The 19,845-nt window shown below is 36.5% G+C and carries 20 protein-coding genes; 10 read left to right on the top strand and 10 right to left on the bottom strand.

Annotation, left to right across the window (positions count from 1 at the left end):
- The first annotated feature begins 144 nt into the window (after nt 1-144).
- Nucleotides 145-1,440, top strand: coding sequence for a porin (locus D0817_RS21870; RefSeq protein ID WP_127340479.1), 1,296 nt, complete (start codon nt 145-147; stop codon nt 1,438-1,440).
- Here D0817_RS21870 and D0817_RS21865 read toward each other — a convergent pair.
- From D0817_RS21865 to D0817_RS25600, 4 genes are all read right to left on the bottom strand, one after another.
- The gene (locus tag D0817_RS21865; protein ID WP_127340478.1) at nt 1,437-2,513 is read right to left on the bottom strand and encodes a glycosyltransferase; all 1,077 of its coding nucleotides are present in this window, start codon (nt 2,511-2,513) and stop codon (nt 1,437-1,439) included. The genes D0817_RS21870 and D0817_RS21865 overlap by 4 nt on opposite strands.
- A 244-nt stretch (nt 2,514-2,757) precedes the next feature.
- Entirely contained in the window at nt 2,758-3,306 is a 549-nt protein-coding gene (locus D0817_RS21860) for a hypothetical protein (RefSeq protein WP_127340477.1), read from the bottom strand.
- Between the two features lie 64 nt (nt 3,307-3,370).
- The gene (locus D0817_RS21855; RefSeq protein ID WP_127340476.1) at nt 3,371-6,799 is read right to left on the bottom strand and encodes a DUF8818 domain-containing protein; all 3,429 of its coding nucleotides are present in this window, start codon (nt 6,797-6,799) and stop codon (nt 3,371-3,373) included.
- Nucleotides 6,800-7,186: 387 nt separating this feature from the next.
- Nucleotides 7,187-7,618 carry a hypothetical protein gene (locus D0817_RS25600; protein WP_153188217.1) on the bottom strand — a complete coding sequence of 144 codons (432 nt, stop codon included), beginning with the start codon at nt 7,616-7,618 and terminating at the stop codon, nt 7,187-7,189.
- A gap of 389 nt (nt 7,619-8,007) precedes the next feature.
- Between D0817_RS25600 and D0817_RS21850 the strand changes: the two genes are divergently transcribed.
- Entirely contained in the window at nt 8,008-8,364 is a 357-nt protein-coding gene (locus D0817_RS21850; RefSeq protein WP_161568455.1) for a helix-turn-helix domain-containing protein, read from the top strand.
- A gap of 81 nt (nt 8,365-8,445) precedes the next feature.
- Here D0817_RS21850 and D0817_RS21845 read toward each other — a convergent pair whose 3' ends face one another.
- Both D0817_RS21845 and D0817_RS21840 read right to left on the bottom strand, forming a co-directional pair.
- Nucleotides 8,446-9,705 (bottom strand): aspartate kinase, encoded by a 1,260-nt coding sequence (locus D0817_RS21845; RefSeq protein WP_127340474.1) that lies wholly within the window; start codon nt 9,703-9,705, stop codon nt 8,446-8,448.
- Nucleotides 9,706-9,957: 252 nt separating this feature from the next.
- The gene (locus D0817_RS21840) at nt 9,958-10,428 is read right to left on the bottom strand and encodes a GNAT family N-acetyltransferase (RefSeq protein WP_127340473.1); all 471 of its coding nucleotides are present in this window, start codon (nt 10,426-10,428) and stop codon (nt 9,958-9,960) included.
- A gap of 171 nt (nt 10,429-10,599) precedes the next feature.
- Here D0817_RS21840 and fbp point away from each other — a divergent pair, with 171 nt between their 5' ends.
- Complete coding sequence (fbp, locus tag D0817_RS21835) at nt 10,600-11,607, top strand: class 1 fructose-bisphosphatase (protein WP_127340472.1); 1,008 nt, start codon at nt 10,600-10,602, stop codon at nt 11,605-11,607.
- Nucleotides 11,608-11,784: 177 nt separating this feature from the next.
- Here fbp and D0817_RS21830 read toward each other — a convergent pair whose 3' ends face one another.
- Nucleotides 11,785-12,216, bottom strand: coding sequence for a tellurite resistance TerB family protein (locus tag D0817_RS21830; protein ID WP_127340471.1), 432 nt, complete (start codon nt 12,214-12,216; stop codon nt 11,785-11,787).
- 169 nt (nt 12,217-12,385) lie between these two features.
- Here D0817_RS21830 and D0817_RS21825 point away from each other — a divergent pair, with 169 nt between their 5' ends.
- From D0817_RS21825 to D0817_RS21805, 5 genes are all read left to right on the top strand, one after another.
- Nucleotides 12,386-12,979 carry a HupE/UreJ family protein gene (locus tag D0817_RS21825; RefSeq protein ID WP_127340470.1) on the top strand — a complete coding sequence of 198 codons (594 nt, stop codon included), beginning with the start codon at nt 12,386-12,388 and terminating at the stop codon, nt 12,977-12,979.
- 5 nt (nt 12,980-12,984) lie between these two features.
- Complete coding sequence (locus tag D0817_RS21820) at nt 12,985-13,416, top strand: deoxycytidylate deaminase (protein WP_127340469.1); 432 nt, start codon at nt 12,985-12,987, stop codon at nt 13,414-13,416.
- Complete coding sequence (locus D0817_RS21815) at nt 13,417-14,994, top strand: S41 family peptidase (protein ID WP_127340468.1); 1,578 nt, start codon at nt 13,417-13,419, stop codon at nt 14,992-14,994.
- A 17-nt stretch (nt 14,995-15,011) separates the two neighbouring features.
- Entirely contained in the window at nt 15,012-15,377 is a 366-nt protein-coding gene (locus D0817_RS21810; protein ID WP_127340467.1) for a nuclear transport factor 2 family protein, read from the top strand.
- 91 nt (nt 15,378-15,468) lie between these two features.
- Complete coding sequence (locus tag D0817_RS21805) at nt 15,469-15,780, top strand: hypothetical protein (RefSeq protein WP_127340466.1); 312 nt, start codon at nt 15,469-15,471, stop codon at nt 15,778-15,780.
- Between the two features lie 103 nt (nt 15,781-15,883).
- Here the strand turns inward: D0817_RS21805 and D0817_RS21800 are convergent, their stop codons facing one another.
- The 3 genes from D0817_RS21800 to D0817_RS21790 all read right to left on the bottom strand — a co-directional run bounded on the left by D0817_RS21800 (nt 15,884) and on the right by D0817_RS21790 (nt 17,376).
- The gene (locus tag D0817_RS21800; RefSeq protein WP_127340465.1) at nt 15,884-16,489 is read right to left on the bottom strand and encodes an FAD-dependent oxidoreductase; all 606 of its coding nucleotides are present in this window, start codon (nt 16,487-16,489) and stop codon (nt 15,884-15,886) included.
- Between the two features lies 1 nt (nt 16,490).
- Nucleotides 16,491-16,691 (bottom strand): hypothetical protein, encoded by a 201-nt coding sequence (locus tag D0817_RS21795; RefSeq protein ID WP_127340464.1) that lies wholly within the window; start codon nt 16,689-16,691, stop codon nt 16,491-16,493.
- Between the two features lie 106 nt (nt 16,692-16,797).
- Nucleotides 16,798-17,376 carry a MarC family protein gene (locus D0817_RS21790; protein ID WP_127340463.1) on the bottom strand — a complete coding sequence of 193 codons (579 nt, stop codon included), beginning with the start codon at nt 17,374-17,376 and terminating at the stop codon, nt 16,798-16,800.
- Between the two features lie 376 nt (nt 17,377-17,752).
- Between D0817_RS21790 and D0817_RS21785 the strand changes: the two genes are divergently transcribed.
- Nucleotides 17,753-18,322, top strand: coding sequence for a DUF3109 family protein (locus D0817_RS21785; RefSeq protein ID WP_055093679.1), 570 nt, complete (start codon nt 17,753-17,755; stop codon nt 18,320-18,322).
- Nucleotides 18,323-18,657: 335 nt separating this feature from the next.
- Complete coding sequence (locus D0817_RS21780) at nt 18,658-19,647, top strand: ribonucleotide-diphosphate reductase subunit beta (protein WP_127340462.1); 990 nt, start codon at nt 18,658-18,660, stop codon at nt 19,645-19,647.
- Nucleotides 19,648-19,845 lie beyond the last annotated feature (198 nt).

The raw sequence follows: 19,845 nt of genomic DNA, 5'->3' as shown, positions 1-19,845 counted from the left end.
TTATATAGCCTGACCTGTAAAGCTTCGTTATAATTACCTAACAATTTCGAAACAAATCTTCTTATTATGGTAACATCCTGTTAATGATTTCTTAACATTGGTGGTACATCTTTGCATCTTGAATTTTAGTGCATTAGAGAAAAGATGATAAAAAGAAAAATAATTGCAGTTTTATTGCTGATTGCTTCGGTAGCAAATGCACAGGATTTAAAGAAGGAGGATGTAAAAAAAGAAGTGATTCGTCTTCTGGATTCTATAAATAAAGCAAAACTTCCCGATACAAAATCCGGTGTTAGCGGCGAAGAACATTGGTACGACAGAATCTCTCTTCGGGGTTATGCCCAAATACGATACAATGGTTTGTTTTCTACCAATGATAAGGTTTCCTGCGATCAATGCGATAAATCATGGGGAACAACATCTACAGATCCGCAGGCAAAAGCAAATAACGGACTTTTTATCAGACGTGCCCGACTGGTATTTTCAGGACAGGTTCACCCGAATGTGTTTTTCTATTTTCAGCCCGATTTTGCAAGTTCACCAAGCACCGGAATTCAGAATTTTGTTCAGATCAGGGATTTATACTTTGACCTTTCTTTCGACAAGAAAAAAGAATACCGCCTTCGTGTCGGGCAAAGTAAAATTCCTTACGGATTCGAAAACATGCAGTCAAGCTCGCAGCGTTTAACTTTAGACCGGGCCGATGGTATAAACAGTTCAATAGCAAATGAACGTGATTTAGGAATGTTCTTTTACTGGGCCCCCGCCGAAATCAGAAAGCGTTTTGAAATGCTGGTAAAAGACGGTTATAAAGGTTCGGGCGATTTTGGTGTTTTTGCCTTAGGAGTTTATAATGGACAGATTGCAAATAAAATAGACGGAAACAGGGATCTGAATGTTGTAGCAAGAGTTACCTATCCATTTGTAATTGGTGATCAGATTATTGAACCGGGCATTCAGGCCTATACTGGAAAATGGGCATTCACGGGAGAAATTTCTTCAGGAGTCACCGTTAATGACCCACAATATATAAAAGATCAGCGGGTAGGAGCGACCTTTGTCTTATATCCAAAACCTTTCGGAATTCAAACGGAATACAATATCGGAACCGGACCACGTTATAATACCGTAACAAAAACCGTTGATGTAACAGATTTGAATGGAGGATATGTTTTATTGAATTACAAATGGGACCTGAAAAAACAGCTTTTGTATCCTTTTGCGAAATTCCAGTATTACGACGGTGGGAAAAAATATGAAAAAGATGCCAGAAGTTACGTCGTCAGAGATTACGAATTTGGAGTAGAATGGCAGCCGCTAAAAGCCTTTGAGCTTACAGCTGAATATGTTATTGCCGACAGAAGCTTTGTAGACAGTGCCCTTCCGGTCAACAGACAGCAAGGGAATTTACTAAGATTGCAGGCGCAGTTTAACTTCTAGACTTTATCTTCAAATATAGAAAATAACGAATCCCAGTCGATGTTATTTTTAAATTGAGCAAAACCTTTAAACGATTTTACTTTTGAAAGATCTTCAATGGTAAAGTCGTTTTGCGTTGCATAAGGCACTAAGTTTTCATCCTGTAGTTTTATGGCCAGATATTCCTGCTCATATTGCCCCGGAGTTGGAATGAAAAAAGCTTTTTTGCCCAATTTCGCCAGATCCATGACAGTTGTATATCCGGAACGGCACAGCACCAGTTCACTTTCGTTAAAAGTCTGTTCCAGTTGTTTGGAGTTCATGAAATTGTAATAGGTCACGTTTCCGATTTCCTGTTTTGTCTGGGTTTTTTCCACCACACCTTTTACAAAAACCACTTTTCCCTCAAAACGTTTCACTTCCTCCTGAAGCTTTTCATCTAAATAAGTGCGCTGAGGTTCCGGTCCTGAAAGAATGACCATCAGGTCGTACACTTTAGGCGTGTCTTTTTTGCGCATTCTGCTTAAAGGGCCAATATACTTTAAATTTAATTCATCTGTTTTAAGATGTCCGAGGTCACCCGTTAGATTTACGGCGTCATTAGTGTCCGGAACCCAGCATTCCGTATATTTTTTTATAATATGCTGATGGCATTTACTGGTAAACCAGGTGGTATTTCCGGTCATCACATTGAGTTGATGCGTCATAAATACAGATGGAATCTTTCTGCTGAAAACGCCCAGCCTGTTGTCTGAGATAATGCCGTCAATTCCGTGTTTTTTAATTAAAGACTTCACCATTTTTTTCTCATCTAAAATCGCCGTAATCATTTTAGGCAGGTTTTTGATCAGTTTCCATTTGAAGTTTTTACCATTTTTAGCATATTCGATATGGTAAGAAGGTAATTCCAGGGTCTCTATATAGGGGAATTCTTTACGTAATAGTGCCAGTGCAACTCCGTCAGAAGCTATTATGGGTATATATTTATTTTCCTGAAGCGCTTTTATGATAGGGATACATCTTGTCGCATGTCCTAAACCCCAGTTTAATGGAGCTACTAAAATAGTTTTGTTCGCAGAATATTCAATGCTCATAGTGTAACGCTTTTTGAAACGAAGATAAAGAAATATGTTTTTTATGCTATTTCGGACGTATTACTAAATTATTAACTCTATAATTCAGTTGAAGCCTCATTTTTCAGTTAAAAGAGCTGAATAAAATCAGATTTTATAGGGCAAGGTTATTTGTATGTTAACTGCTAATCTGCTTTTAAAGCATGCTGAAACAAAAAAAGGAACTAATTAAATAGTTCCTTTTTCTTTAGAAGTACATTATATTTTAATCCTGAATATACGTTTTGTTACCATTGGCGTTAATATAATATTTACCGCCTCTTGGTCCTGTGTACACTTTTTTGCCATTGTATTCTCCGGTAACCTTATCGGCAACTTTTGGAGCTTTTTCGTTGGTTTCCTTTAATGTTTTAGCCGCTGTTTTTTTAGTTGCCGTAGCATCTTTTTTTACTGCCCTGGCTTTGGCATCTGTTTTAGCTTCTGTCTTTTTTACGTCAGCTTTTGTGCTTTCCTCTTTTGCCGCTTTTTTGGCATTTGTAGCTTCGCTTTTAGCTTTTGCTGAGGCATCGGTCGCTTTGTCTGCAGCCTTTTTTGCTTTTGCAGCTTCTTTCTTGGCATCTGCCGAAGCCTGGTCTGCAGTTGCTTTTTTAGCTTTGGCTGTTTCTTTTTTGGCATCTGCTACTTCCTTATCAGCTGCTGCTTTTTTCTTTTTGGCAGCTGTCTCACTTTTTGCTTTAGTTGTTTTTGTGGTTTCCTGAGCATAAAAATTACCGGACAGCACTAACATGAAGCAGAATAATACTAATTTTTTCATAAGTTAAAGGTGTTAGAATTTCATTTAAAATTAATCAATTTATGGTAATGTTTTTCGTAAAGCATTAAAAATAAGCGCGAAGCTGAATGTTACCGGTATGGATGGTATTTCCGGTTTCGCTTTTACGTCCCTGATAGTTTAAATTGATATCTAAAAACTGCGTGATATTTTTCTGCAGCAGAAGTTTCCAGACTAAATTCTGCCCTGCCTGAAGCCCTTCCAGCATTTGAAAACCCACAGATGAAAATTCATTTCCGGTAAATTTATTTTCATAAAAAGAGAACTCACCGCTTATGGTGACTTTTTTTTCACCGGCATATGAAAAAGAAGTTCCGATTCGGTTTTGATCTAAAGTTTCTAAGTTTCCGGTCTGATTCTTTTTGTTTTGCAACTCATAAAAGAAATCCAGACTGGTGTTTTTTGAAAACAAATAGCTGATTTTCGGCGCAATCTGATAGCCTTCCAGATCATAATTTTTTTCTGTAAAATCTTCAGAAACTAAGGTGGTTTTGATTGTCTTGGTGAAACAATTGAACAACCAGCTTTTTTGATACAGATGCGTGTATTGCAATTGATGGGAATTGTTTTTCACCTCCTGTGAACCAATTGAAAGTAAATTTTTCCCCTTATTGATCAGATAAGAATAGGTCACCGAATGGTTTTGTTTGCCACGATTGTAATACAGGCTGTTTCTGAAACTTGAATTTAAGCCCAGCATATTTTCATCAGAAGAATTAAACGGATTCAGTTCAAAATGACCTCCGTCGTTTTTTACCTTTCGGTCCATAATAAACGAAGTCTGGTTGTAAAAATACGAAACCAGCTTTTTGAAACCCGTCTCGTTTTGCCATTGCAGCGGATTAAGGGTTACCGATTGCGAGAACTTATTCTGATTGGTTTTGATGTAAACCTGATTCGGTAAAAAGATGCGTATAAACTTAGCCTGATCCGGAAAAGGGGCAATTTCAAACTCTTCCAGTTCCTGGATTCCGTTGCCGTTATAATCATTCCAGGTGTATATTCCCTGTCCGGCAGGAACTTCTACATAGGTAAATTCCTGTTGCGCAATAGTTCCCGAACTGGTTTCATAAGTCGTTCCGATTTGCATAAACTGATTGAAGAAACGGTCATTATACAGAATCCTGGAGTTAAGCGAAGGTTCACTTTTTTGGGTTGGATCCGTAAAAGCTAAAGTCCTGTAGCTCGCATAAACCGCTAAATCTGTTTTTTTGTTCTGGATTAATTTCGATTTCAAAACATACATTTTCGAATCATTAACATGCTGTAAAAGACCATTTTGTAAACTGTCATTGCGGCGTTGTAAATAGCCCAGTTCTACAAAAACCTTTGTACTGTCGCCCCGCCCGACAAAAACACCGTATTCTGAAAACCGCTGGCTTAAGGCCGAAAACTGATGGGTGACTTTGTCTTTTTCCTGATTGTCTTCGATCTGGACACTTCCGCCAACCCAGTTTTTTCCAAAATGGTATTTTGTTTTGGTCAGGTTTCTAATGAATTTGGAATTTGAATTTGTAGCATCAGAATTCAGGAAACTTCCGCGGTTTTCAATCGTCCACTGGTTCAGTTTAAAGAAAGCATTAGCCGTATGGCGCGCCCCGGAATAACTCTCGGTAAAATCTAATTTTTCGAATTGATACGTAAGCAAACCTGTATTAGTGGTTTCTTTTTTAGGGAATAAATCAAAATTCAATCCCGTAACCAATAAACTCTGATTCCCTAAAAGTGCCGAATTTAAATTCCAGTCCCGATTAAATTCAATAGTATACAAACGCTCTACAGATGTGAAGTCTTCCTGCACAAACTGATAATTGGCAAAAGCATCCAATGTCCAGTCTCTGGTGAAAAGACGTTTTTTGATATTTGTTTTGACAGCAACACCTTCGTTATTCGAATCATCACTATTTGAAAACAGGTTTTTGTCGTTATTGCTCACTGCAATTTCAAAATCAACACGCGTTTTTTCATCCGGATTGTATTTTCCTAAAAACGTAGCCACCTGAATTTTCATCGGTGCAGTCAGCTTTACAATCGGTTCATAATTTCCCTGTAAAATACCATTTACGGGAGGAACATATTCGTAGATACGCTCCACCGAATTGTTGTTCTGAATGACATAATTACCAAGATTATTTCCGACAAGGCTGAATTTTACATTGTATAAAACATCAGTTGAATTATTCGAATATTCATAAACGTCAAGACCGTTCAGAATAATTTTTTTGTATAAAATTTTATTGTCCGAATAGGCATCTTCATAGGCAGAAGGAGCCGTCATGAGATTCTGGTCATCTCCGGCCTGAGCCAGAATCTGAACTTGTGCTGTAGAAAGGTTTTGCTGTAAGGGCTGGTTTTTCAAATCACTTTCGGAATATAAATAACCTCCAAAACTCCAGTTTTTATTTTCGTGTGTTGCTCCGGCATAAGTCACTAAACGGTTGTAATTTCGGTCGGAATACTGGTATTCAATAGTAATACGCATTTCTGAAGTAATGGTAAAAAGTGATGTAAAAACAATTTCGCCCGCATTATAATCAATTACATAATCGTTGTTTTCACCGCGTTTCAGCAAAACGCCATTTACATAAACACGTTCCGAACCCGAAATGACCAGGACGTACAACTCCGCATTTTCCCCTTTTAATTTATAGGGGCCCTGATTGCCTTCCTGTCCGACAAAAGTGCTTTTGGCATATTGGCCTTTCACAAAGGCAACCGATGCAAAAATGTTGGTTTTGCTTTTTTCGGTATCAAAATCAAAGCTTGCCGCGATTCCCTGAACTTTTTTATTGAAGCTTAAAAACTGTGTTTTCCTGTTTTCCAAAAAGACATCACCAGCCCGGATGTTCCAGTCATCGCTGAAAAGTTCCATAAAAATATTATCGAACTGATCCAGTTTTTGAGAATATCCGCCATCCTGTAACGGAATATTGCTGTCCTGAAGAGAGGCTCTTAAACTTACTTTGTCGGATATTTTTCCGGTAATCTGTAAATCTAAATTGGAGTTTAAAACCGTGTTCTGATTGTTTCCGACGGTAACGCCACGAGTGATGCTTCCCGAGGTATTCAGCCCGTCAAACGGAATGGCTTTTTTGGTGGAATTCTCGATTTTATACAATTTATCGGTCGTCACATCATTGCTCACGACCTGACTTTCATTGTATAAGCTGTATTCTTTGGTTAAAAAATCGGGATAGTTTAGATAATTTACAATTAAGGTATCGATGCCTGAAGTAAAATTTTCCTTTAAAATTAAACTCCCCTTAGCGAAATCAACCTTATAAAAAGTAGAATCAACCGGTTCGTTTTTTGAATTTAAAAGTTGGAAAAAACCTGAATTGATACTGAATTTTTCCAGTTGAATCGTGTCTTTTGAAACCGCTATCTTTTTTGTTTTGTACAGTGAATTGCTTTCCTGCGCCTGAAGCCCGGAATAAAAAACAAATACCATCAAAAAAAGTAATTTTTTCAACATAAAGACTTTAACTGCAAAAAGTCAAAAGTAGTATTTAATAGTGGTAAAATGAAAGGGCAGTTTGCTAAAACAAAAAAGGCTTTAATTTGGAATGAAATCTGATTTTAGTATTCTATGGTTCACTAATTACTATAAAACGGACTCTATAGTAAATCTTACGGTTTCCTTCTGTTTTTTTAATAATTCGGTCTATGAATAATTTCTTGTAAAGAACATTATCGTAACCACCCAAAGCACTAATAGGTGAACATAACTATAACCTACGATTTTTAAACCCTTAGCGGTATTAGTGTTTGTTAACTGACCCACCTGATAACCTAAATAAATGACGTAGCTTAATTCAAATAAGTTTAAAATTTGAAAAGGATAAATAGACCACCGTTGCAGTTAAGCGTATCCGGTAATGTTTAGTGCTGATAACGGATAGAAATTCCGAATGTCTTTTAAGGAGTAACTGGTTTGGAAAAAATAAAACCAGATAATTTTGAAAACAGGAACGAGTAAAAATATAAATTCCGCTTTTATGACAGCGTCCCAAAGACGATAAAACTTTAAATCCCTATCAGAGATAGTCAGGCCAGTATAAAGTAAAGCAGCAATTAACAGAGTCTTAATTAGGAGAATGACCGGAATAAACATATAATATATCCAGTGCCATTTTTTTTGAAAGCCGATGAAATTTTCAATTTGTTTTGAGGTGAGCTGTTCAGAAAGTGAATTGCAAAGTGAATTGTCAAAATGGATCACTTTCTTGAAAATTTCTGCAATTACAATCGAGAGAATAGAAAGTATTAAATACTTGAACAAAGGTTTTTTCATAAATAGAGTGAGGGAATTAAGGAATTTTATTGGGATATTTCATTTACCATCGCAATAACAGACTAATAATAGGCCAAATAAGTGCCGGGACATATTCTCAGCTCATGAACTGAGCAACTATTTCTTCCATAGAAAACATTCTTCATTAAAAAAACATTCTGAATATTAAACAATATAGTTATCTGTAAAAACGAATTTTTTATACTGCTAAGCCTCATAATCTATTCAGGGAAAATCATTTTACGATTACACCACTTTTTGCACGACCAACAAGGCAACAAACTTACGCGTAATTTAGTATGGATATTAGTCGATTTTCGGTTATTTGATACCGATTTTCGGTTTAATGTAAAATATTTCCTATGTTTACCGCCGAAAATTCTGGTTATATGAATAGGATAGTAGGAAATAAGCTAAAAAAGCTGCGTCAGGCTAAAGATATGTCGCAGGAAGAAGTAGCAAATGGTTTATGTATGTCCCAATCAGCTTATGCACGTATAGAAAGAGGGGAAAGCTGTTCGTGGGCGAGTTACATGAATAGAATTTGCGAATTTTTCCAGTTGACACCTGAAGAACTGGTGAAAGATGAGGAAGAACCAATTGCCAAAAACAATGATCTGATAAAGGAAAATAAAACGCTAAATGCATTGCTTAATGCCTACGGGAAAATAATAATGATGCGTGAAGGAGAAATTCTTGTACTCAAAGCAATCATTAAAGGTCTAAAAAGTAATACACAAGAATAGTATAAAAAAAAGACCTCATTATGAAATGAGGTCTTGTGGGTATTTTTGAATTCGATAATTAACAGTAAAAGGCAGAAAAAATTAATTGATTTCTTTAGTCACAATCTGCATTGTTTCACGGCTTACCTGTTTCAGTAAAACGGCTTTGTTTTCTTCGACAGTTTGTGCCGCCTGTTCTGTGAAATGACGAATCGTGTATAAAGTAACATTCTCGTTGTAATCCACCTTGAATTTCTTGGAGAGGATCGCATTCAGGTCATTGAAATTCTCAAATTTATCTTCCACGCAAACCGAAAAACTAATCGCGGAATTCTGAATCAGGTTTACCTTGATTTTGAATTCGTGGAACAGAGCAAAAATTTCGCTGATGTTTTCCTCCATGATAAAAGAAAAGTCAATAGACGAAAGCGAAATCAGAAGCTGATTTCTTTTTACGATAAAACAAGGGTATTGCGGTTCTAAATCGACTCCTTTTGATACGCAGGTTCCTTTTAGCAAAGGATTGATAAACGATTTTACATACAGCGGAATTTCTTTTTTCTGTAAAGGCTGCAGTGTTTTCGGGTGAATGACCGTTGCGCCGTAAAAGGCCAGTTCGATTGCTTCGCGATACGAAATCTGGTTGAGAAGGCTGGCATTTTCGAAATAACGCGGATCGGCATTCATAACCCCGGGAACATCTTTCCAGATCGTTACGCTTTCGGCATTCAGGCAATAAGCAAAAATTCCCGCTGTGTAATCGGAACCTTCACGACCTAAAGTGGTGGTAAAATTATTTTCGTCAGCACCCAAAAATCCCTGAGTGATGTTTAATATTTTTCGGGGCACATTTTTGCTGATATTTTTTTCGGTTGCTTCCCAGTCTACTTCAGCATCACGGTAGTTGGAATCGGTTTTTATGAATTCACGCACATCCAGCCATTGTGTTTTAATGCCCATGAAATTCATAAAATGACTCAGAATTGTAGTCGAAATCAATTCCCCGAAACTTACCACCTGATCATAAACGAAATTATAGTTAGGGGATTTATTATGTGCCAGGAAATATTCCAGATCCGAAAATTGTGCTGTTACCGCTGCAAAAACAGCGTGGTTTTCATCATTAAACAGGCCTGACAATATTTGATTGTGGTATTGTTTTATTTCTTGTACAGACGAATTCAATTCCTCCGACTTATCAAAGTAATTTTTAATCACCACTTCAAGAGCATTTGTTGTTTTTCCCATTGCCGAGACAACCAGAATCACATCCTCATAACCCACTTTTTGCAAAACGTCATATACGTTCTTAATTCCTTCGGCATCTTTTACGGACGCTCCTCCAAATTTAAATACTCTCATTCTTAATTTTAGATTTTTAATTTTAGATTTCAGATTGAAATGAAATCTGGTACTTTATTATTTTTCTGCTGGAGAATAAAATGATTTTCATAGTTTTTTTGAAACGAATTTATTTCGTCTGTTGTCGCCCGAGTCACTAATTTACGTTAATTAATTCGTGCTAATTCGTGAAATTCGTGGCAAAAAAACATTTTTTTATTAACTAACGTTAATCTTCATCTCCCTGCTAGGGAAAGGAAAACGTGTTTTTGATTATTTTTCCAGGAAAGAATTAATTCCTGCTTCGCTCATTTGAACCACCCTCCATTCTTCAAGAATTTTTGCACCGGAATTCTCGTAGAATTTCACGGCAGGTGTATTCCAGTCCAGAACATTCCATTCGATTCTTCTCACATTATCTTTTTTTCCCTGTTTCATAATCTCGGAGTAAAGGGCAGATCCTAAGCCGGTACCGCGCATTTTATCCTTAACAATTAAATCCTCAAGGTGAATTGTTTTTCCTTTCCAGGTAGAGTAACGATAGTAATATAATGCGATTCCAACAATTTCTTCTTCAACCTCTGCCACAAATACATGAAACAACGGGTTTTCGCCAAAACCGTCACGTACTAAATCATCTGTTGTTATTACAACTGCATCCGGTTCTTTTTCGAATATCGCCAACTCCTGTATTAATCCTAAAACCGATTCCATGTCTTCCGGATTTCCTTTTCTAATATTCATATATTCTTATTATTAAGCGTTTATTAGCTAAAATAGTATGGTTTTAGTACTCAATTTTTGCTTTTGGTTACCAAATATACAATAGTAGCAAACTAACGAAATAATTTTTAAACCATTCTCACAAAAAAAACGATATTTGTGACTTAAAATTAAAACTACAACGATATAGTAATGGAAGAACGCAATAAAACACTGGGAGAGTTTATTATTGAGAACCAAAAAGCATTTCAATACTCATCGGGGGAGTTATCCCGAATTATCAACTCTATACGTTTGGCGGCGAAAGTGGTCAACTATAAAGTAAACAAAGCAGGATTAGTGGATATTATTGGCGCAGCAGGCGAACAGAATATTCAGGGAGAAGATCAGCAAAAACTAGATGTCTATGCAAACGAAGTATTTATCCAGACGTTAATAAACCGTGAGATTGTCTGTGGTATCGCTTCTGAAGAAAACGACGATTTTATTACTGTTCAGGGGAGCGACAACAGTCATAATAATAAGTACGTGATCTTAATGGATCCTTTAGACGGATCGTCAAACATCGATGTCAATGTTTCTTTGGGAACTATCTTTTCTGTTTTCAGAAGAATTACGCCAATTGGAACTCCGGTGACCAGCGAAGATTTTCTACAGCCGGGCGTAAACCAGGTGGCTGCCGGATATGTGATTTACGGAACATCAACAATGTTGGTTTACACTACAGGTCATGGCGTAAACGGATTTACTTTAAATCCGGCTATCGGAACATTTTACCTGTCACATCCTAATATGAAATTCCCGGTTAACGGAAATATCTATTCGGTAAACGAAGGCAATTATGTTCATTTTCCGCAGGGTGTAAAAAACTACATTAAATATTGCCAGAGAGAAGAAGAAGACAGGCCGTATACTTCCAGATATATCGGAAGTCTGGTGTCTGATTTTCATCGAAACATGATCAAGGGCGGAATTTACTTATATCCAACCAGTTCGAAAGCACCAAAAGGGAAATTACGTTTGCTCTATGAATGTAATCCAATGGCGTTTATCGCCGAACAGGCGGGAGGAAAAGCAACAGATGGTTTCGGACGAATTATGGAAATCCAGCCCACCGAACTGCACCAAAGAGTTCCTTTCTTCTGTGGAAGTCATAATATGGTCGAAAAAGCCGAACAGTTTATGGCAGAGGCGGAGTAAGTCTTAGTTTTTAGTCTCAGTTTTCAGTCACAGTTATCAAACCGGACAGGTTTTTAAAACCTGTCGGGTTTAGCGATATAAATAAAAAACCCGACAAATCTTAAATCAGTCGGGTTTTTTTATTTTCAATATCTCTGTGTCAGTCTGCAACTGTAAACTGCGACTATAAACTGAATACTATTTATGCATATGTTGCATTTCGTAAACAAAAGTATCACCGTCTACTTTTTTATCCACTAGCGATAATGCTTTTGCAACGATATAGTTTACGTTGCTTGGCGTAAAACCTAAAGCAATACCTAATTTTCGTAACATTACTTCTTGTTGGTCTTCCAGATGGTGGTCAACGTGTACCATTCTTGTCAGATCATATAAACGCTCTAAACGCTGTACGTGTAAATAAGGTGGGTTAATCGGATATTTTAATGGGTCGTTAAGGATTTCTTCGTATTCAGTTTCTGAAATCTCTAAACGTGCAGCTAATTTATCCAAGAATTTTTTTTCCTCAGGATGTACAATTCCATCGGCTAATGCTACGCGAACAATAGCTGAAAAGTGACCTTTGTTTCTTTGTTTAAATTCGCTATCAAATAAATCTGAAAATGACATAATTATGTTTTTTTATGGTGCAAAGATAAATTTTATTTTAAATTATTAATTTTAAAGTTCTCATAAAATTTAACTTATTTTTCTACGTTGTTTTAATGCGGGCTTTTCTTGAATTTTCAAAATTAATCGTAAGTTTACAACCCCATAATCAATTAATACCAGTACCTCTATGTCACAATTTTGGATTTATTTTCAAATAGGATTAAAGCATGTTTTAGATATTCATGCGTACGATCACGTTCTTTTTTTAATCGCACTAACAGTTCCCTATACGTTCAAAGACTGGAAACGTATTTTGCTTCTGGTTTCTGTTTTTACAATTGGTCATACTGTGGCTCTGGTGCTTTCTGTGTTTGGAATTATAGCTGTGAAAGTTAATCTTGTGGAGTTCTTAATTCCGATTACGATTTTAATAACGGCCTTGTATCATTTGTTTACAGCCGGAAAAACGGCTAAGAATGACGGACTGAATCTAATCTTTTTTGTAACCTTGTTTTTTGGAATTATACACGGACTTGGATTTTCAAATTATTTCAAGACAATATTAGGAGGGACGGCAACCTCAAAATTACTACCTTTGGGAGAATTTGCGTTAGGAATTGAAGTAGCGCAACTCGTAGTAGTCTTTGTGGCTTTGGTATTATCCTATATAGTGCAGACAGTTTTTCGTTTTTCGAAACGGGACTGGGCGCTTGTAATGTCAGCTTTTATTATAGGAGTTGTCATTCCTATGATTATTGAAAGCCCTATTTGGAACAGATAAAATAAATGGAATTAAATAAAATAAATAAATACGATAAAGCGTATTTGCGAATTGCCAAAGAATGGAGTTTGCTTTCGTATTGTAAACGCAAACAGGTTGGTGCCATTATTGTAAAAGACCGGATGATTATTTCCGACGGTTATAATGGAACCCCGTCCGGCTTCGAGAATTGCTGCGAAGACGAAGACGGGTTAACACGCTGGGACGTTCTGCATGCCGAGGCAAATGCTATCCTGAAAGTAGCAAAATCAACACAATCCTGTGAAGGAGCGACCTTGTATATTACACTTTCACCCTGTAAAGAGTGCAGTAAATTAATACATCAGTCAGGCATAAAAAGAGTCGTGTATCAGAATGGATACAGAGACGATTCGGGAATTCAGTTTTTAATAAAAGCAGGTATCGAAGTAGCACATATTCCCGATTTAGAAGAGTAAATGAAATTCAACTCAAAATATTTACCCATTGTTATAGGAGCCGTCTTTGCTCTTGGCACAGTCCTCGGAAGCCTGATGAATGCTCCCGTTGATGATCAGCTTTTGGCCAAAAATTACTCCAAAACAAAACTGAACAAACTTATTGACTTTATCAATACAGAATATGTTGACAGCGTCAATACCGATTCGATTGTAAATCTGACCGTTGACAATATACTGTCTAAATTGGATCCGCATTCCGTTTACATCCCACCCACCGAACAGGCAGAAGTTGCCGAAAGCATGAAAGGAGATTTCGTCGGGATCGGAATTAATTTCTATATGTACAAAGATTCGGTTGCCATCATAAGGCCGGTCGAAAATGGTCCTTCGGCAAAAGCAGGATTGAAATCCGGAGACCGTATTTTATTTGCCGGAAAAACCAAATTATTCGGCAGGAAATTGCCTTCTGACAGCCTTTTTTCAAGATTAAAAGGAATTAAAGGTTCTGAAATTGAACTGACTGTTTTTAGAAAATCGGAACAGAAGAAGCTTAAGTTCAAAATCAAAAGGGATATTATTCCGATAAAGAGTGTTGATGCATCTTTGTTTCTGGGGAATAAGACGGGTTATATCAAAATAAACCGTTTTGCGGAAACCACTTATAAAGAATTCAAAACAGGCTTGACCCGTTTGCAAAATAAAGGAATCCAGTCATTGATTATCGACCTTCGTGATAATGGAGGCGGTTATATGGAAGAAGCGGTTGCGATTGCCGATGAATTCCTAAAAGACAAACAACTAATCGTTTTTACCAAAAGTAAAAACGGAACGACCGATAAAACCTATGCCAATAAGGGCGGAAGTTTTGAAAACGGAAAAGTATATGTGCTGATTAATGAAAACAGTGCATCGGCAAGTGAAATCCTGGCCGGAGCCCTTCAGGATAATGATCGGGGCACTATTGTAGGCCGTCGTTCTTTTGGAAAAGGACTCGTACAGCGTGAAATGGATTTCAACGATGGATCAGCGGTAAGACTGACGGTTGCTAGATATTACACGCCAACGGGAAGGTCAATCCAGAAACCGTATAAAAAAGGAAACGAAGAATATTATAAAGAATCCGAAGACCGTATTAAATCGGGCGAACTTTATGCGAAAGACAGCATAAAAGTAGCGGATTCACTAAAATTTAAAACACCAAAAGGAAAAATCGTCTACGGCGGAGGCGGAATCGTTCCGGATGTTTTTGTGCCAATGGAAGCGGAACACGGAAATGAAAATGTAGCTTACCTGATGCAGACCGGAATTGTAGGGCATTTTGTTTTCGAAGAACTGGATAAAAACCGGGACGCATTTGAAGGGCTCAATTTTAGTGAATTTCAGGCCAGGATGAAAAACTCTGATGTGTATTTCAAAAAGTTCAGGAACTATATTTTAATGACCGGTTTAGACCTGAAACTGGATAAAACCAAAGCTTTGGTTAATCGCTATATTAATGCTGAGTTTGCCAGACAGTTGTATGGTGAATTGTATTACTACGATGTAATTCTAAAAGAGGATGCGATGGTTAAAGCCGTTTTGAATCCAAAAAAGTAATCTTAACTTTTTTTATTATGGAAAAAAGCAATGTTGTAAATGCAGAGATAGAACTTCTTACTGCAATTAAATATGCGGACGTTTCAGTATTAGAAAAAATGCTGCATGATGATTTACTTTTCAACTTACCTGACGGGCAGACGATCACCAAAGAATTTGATCTGAATGCGTATCGGTCTGGTAAAATGAAGATTGATTTTCTTGAAGCCTCAGATCAAATCATTAATTGTATCGGGGATACAGCCATTGTTAGTGTTGCGGTTTCATTAAAAGGCCACTACGACAATAATCCGATAGATGCGACACTCCGTTATATCAGGGTTTGGAAACAATTTGGTGAAGACCTGAAAGTGATTGCAGGCAGTTGTGCAGAACTGAGATAAAGTACAGTAAATAATAATAATTTTTTAAAACAGGATGTAACGGATTTCGCTTAAACAGTAGCGAACTTTACGGTAAAATAATAATTATAATATGAAAAATTTAAAAAGAATAAGTGCTCTGATTGTTTTGATGACTTTTGTGATTTCCTGTGCTTGTATGAAAGATAAAAACACGGTTTCCGGAAAAGTAGAAGCTATTGAATTCGGTAAGGATGGTTATACAGCTAAGATTAATACAGACAAGAATGAAGTTTATTTTGCAACAATCAGTATTGTTAATGTGGGTGGCCCGCAAAATTATAAAGTATTAAAACAAGGCGATGAAGTTTCTTTAAAAGGGGAACTCTGGAAAACAGATACAGAGAAACATATCAAGGTAAAAGAGATTGTTTCGGTGAAGTAACACTTTAGGGAATAAAAAAACCATTAAAAGATTAAGAAAATTAAGCTTCAAAACTTAACTGCCTTAATTTTTTAATGGTTTTTAATTATATAAGAAGTTTATATTATCGAATACTGTCATGTGAATGAGTCTGCACACCGTTGTTCCATAAAGTAAGAATATCTGTTGCTACAGCAGCGCCACTTCCGGCAGCAATGGCCAGTTGACTTCTCCAGCCTGCCAGGGTTCCGATTGCATAAATGCCCTCTGCTACTTTATGATCGTCATTTTTAAGCTGAATGCGTTGCTTTTCCGGTAATGCTTTTTTATGAGGTTCAATATACTGCATCAGTCCTTCGATGTCAAAAGTATTCGCAGAACCAATTCCGATGACGATGCTTTTGGTTTGATAGGAGTTTTTATTAGTCGTAACCGTAAATTCAGGAAAAGATCCTTCTACTTTGATTACTTTTTCATTCGCAATCTGCGTAATATGCGGATACGTTACTGCCAGATCCTGTGTGCTTTCAGAAAGTAACTCTGAGCCCAGTTTGCCTGGTGTTATGCCATAAGCATTGTAGAAAATCGCTTCCTGTAAAGAAGAATTTTTCTGATGTGTAAAAATTCCGATTTTTTTATCGCTTGCAAAAGGTTTGTTTTTGGCCGAACCTAAAACAAGGGCACAAGACATGCCCGAAACGCCTCCACCGATAATTAAAGTGTCAAACATATTATCTGCCGTTTGTTTTTTCTTCTATTTTTTTTGAAATTCTAAAAATCAATAGGATCAAAACGGCGCAAAAGGAAGCTGCTATTCCAATAAAAGCTACTGCACTTTCACCCTGGAAAGGGTTTTTAAAGTCCAGCAACGTAATATTAAAAACAATTAAAGCTAATGCTAAAAGCACTAAGATTGAAGTGAAAATTTTCATAATGGCTGTTTGTTTGTCTAAAATAGTAAAGTAAAATTTTTCCGGCAGGGATTGCCGCAAAATTGTATTTTTTAAATTTTATGGGGTAAATTTATAAAAATATCCGTTAGACGAACAAACCTTTAACATTAGCAGCGAATAATTTAACAGCAATTGCTAAAAGTATTACTCCAAATGTCTTGCGCACCACGCCTAATCCGTTTTCTCCTAATAAAGTTTCGATTTTTTTTGAGGATTTCAAAACAATATAAACCAGAATGATATTCAATAATATGGCGATAATAATATTAATGGTGTGAAATTGGGAACGGAGGGAAAGTAAAGTGGTCATGGTTCCTGCGCCGGCAATTAAAGGAAACGCTAGCGGAACTATAGATGCTGATCCCGGCTCCTCATCACGATAAATCCGGATGCCTAAAATCATTTCCAAAGCCAGAAAAAATAAGACAAAAGAACCTGCAACAGCAAACGAATGCACATCGATACCTATAAGACTTAAAAAACCTTCTCCAACAAAAAGAAAAACAATCATAATCATTCCGGCAACAATGGAAGCTTTCTCAGATTCGATGTGACCCACCTTTGCTCTTAGGTTTACAATGATCGGAATAGATCCTACGATATCAATTACTGCAAAAAGTACCATTCCAACAGTGATAATTTCCTTAAAATCAATTTCTAACATACTTTTTCTATTTAGTGTTTAAAGATGTGCAAAGGTAGATAATAAAGTCAGGCCTTTTTTTGATAAAATCAGCCGTCTCGTATTTTTGTTATAAAAACATGTAATATAGATTAAAATAACGATTTTTATAACAAAACATTCTCCTCACCACAAAGATTCGCAAAGATCTTTCGCAAAGGCCGCCAGCTTATAAGTAAATGGTTTGTAGTTTTTACAATGATTAGTTTCTTGTTGATGATAAAACTTCGCGATCCTTGCGGGAAACTTTGCGCTCTTTGCGGTTAAACTCCAATGATGATGTGGTTAGAATTTAATCTCATTTCATCTGTTTTCTTTGACTATCTTTGCACTTTATAAATTTCAGTATTTTACTATCATGTTTCAACTAGGAAAAACCATTATTTCAGAAGATATTCTTGAAAAAGAATTTGTGTGCAACTTGTCAGCTTGTAAAGGAGCCTGCTGTGTTGACGGAGATGCCGGTGCACCTTTGAGTGAGGCAGAAACTAAAATCATGGAAGAGATTTATCCGAAAGTCAAACCCTTTTTACGAAAAGAGGGAATTGCGGCTATTGAAGCGCAGGGCACCTGGGTAAAAGGAACCGATGGTGATCTTGAAACACCATTAATAGACAATAAAGATTGTGCTTACGTTATTTTTGACGGGAAAACAGCACTTTGCGGAATCGAGCAGGCTTACAACCAGGGAATTGTAGACTGGAAAAAACCGGTTTCCTGTCATTTGTATCCAATTCGTGTAAAAGACTTCACTGAGTTTGCAGCAGTCAATTATGATAAATGGGATATTTGTGACGACGCCTGTTCTTTAGGTAAAGAATTAGAAGTTCCGGTGTATAAATTTGTCAAAGAAGCCCTGATTCGCCGCTTCGGTCAGGACTGGTATCTGGAACTTGAAAAAGTAGCCGAAGAACTCAAAAAATCGTAAAATCCAGAGGTCTTAGTTACGATTTTAAAAGGGCATATTTTAACTCAAAAAATAAAGTTTTAACTCAAAAAAAAACTTTTAAAAACAATTAAAAATTTCTTGCTTTTTATTATAAAAAGTCTATATTTTACAGGGCCTTACGGTATAAATGACAATATTAAACGCCTCATTTACAAATATTTAATTATTGTCTGAAAAATATCCTACTTTTTGCCCGTTGTTAAAAACTACGACCAATTGTGAATAAGTTTGGCTTTTATTTTCGCCAACAAATGACAATCTTTGTACTCTACTGAATCAGCAAAAATTCAATACAAAAAATAAACATAAAAGCCATGTCACAAGTCGAGCCAATTTTACAAGAAAACAAGAATCGTTTCGTAATTTTTCCTATCAAACACCACGATATTTGGGATTGGTACAAAAAGATGGAAGCGAGCTTTTGGACTGCAGAAGAAATTGATTTGCACCAGGACTTAAATGACTGGAATAATAAGTTGTCAGATGACGAACGTTATTTCGTAAAACACATTTTAGCTTTTTTTGCTGCTTCTGACGGAATTGTAAATGAAAACCTTGCAGAGAACTTTGTAAATGAAGTTCAGTATGCCGAAGCGAAATTTTTCTATGGTTTTCAGATCATGATGGAAAATATTCACAGTGAAACGTATTCCCTTCTTATTGATACCTATGTTAAAGATGAAGCGGAAAAAGCGGAACTGTTTAATGCGCTGGAAGTTTTTCCTGCAATTGGTAAAAAAGCAGAATGGGCTCTAAAGTGGATTGATTCTGATTCGTTTGCCGAAAGACTTATTGCTTTTGCAGCTGTTGAAGGTATATTTTTCTCAGGTGCTTTCTGTTCAATTTTCTGGTTGAAAAAACGTGGATTAATGCCAGGTTTGACATTTTCAAACGAATTGATTTCCCGTGATGAAGGAGTACATTGCGATTTTGCAGTGCATTTGCACAATCATCATTTAATAAATAAAGTTCCGAAGGAGAGAATCAAAGAAATCATCGTTGATGCCTTAAATATTGAAAGAGAATTTGTTACGGAATCTCTTCCGGTAAGTTTAATTGGTATGAATGCAGTTTTAATGACGCAGTACCTGGAATTTGTTGCAGACAGATTATTGGTTGAGTTAGAGTGTGAGCGTGTTTACGGATCCGCAAACCCATTTGACTTTATGGATATGATATCTTTACAGGGAAAAACCAATTTCTTTGAAAAAAGAGTTTCAGAATATCAAAAAGCCGGAGTAATGAACAGTGGCTCAGGCGGCGATAGCGATTCTCAGAAAATTAGCTTTGATGCCGATTTTTAGCGCAGTAGGAATATTTTAGTGATTGCCCCAAAAAAACACTAAAAAGAATACAATTATAACACAATATTTTCAGATTGAATCTCATCCCAAATCGCGGATTCAATTATTTTAATTCATTTTCAATTTGTTTTTCAAACTGGAACCGGGTAACTATTGAGAATCCTGTAATTCTCAAAATAAAAACAATAAAACACACAA

It is taken from the genome of Flavobacterium cupreum (assembly GCF_003996965.1).
Taxonomy (GTDB): domain Bacteria; phylum Bacteroidota; class Bacteroidia; order Flavobacteriales; family Flavobacteriaceae; genus Flavobacterium; species Flavobacterium cupreum.
Note: the sequence above shows the minus strand (reverse complement) of the source record. Positions and strands in the feature narration are given on the sequence as shown.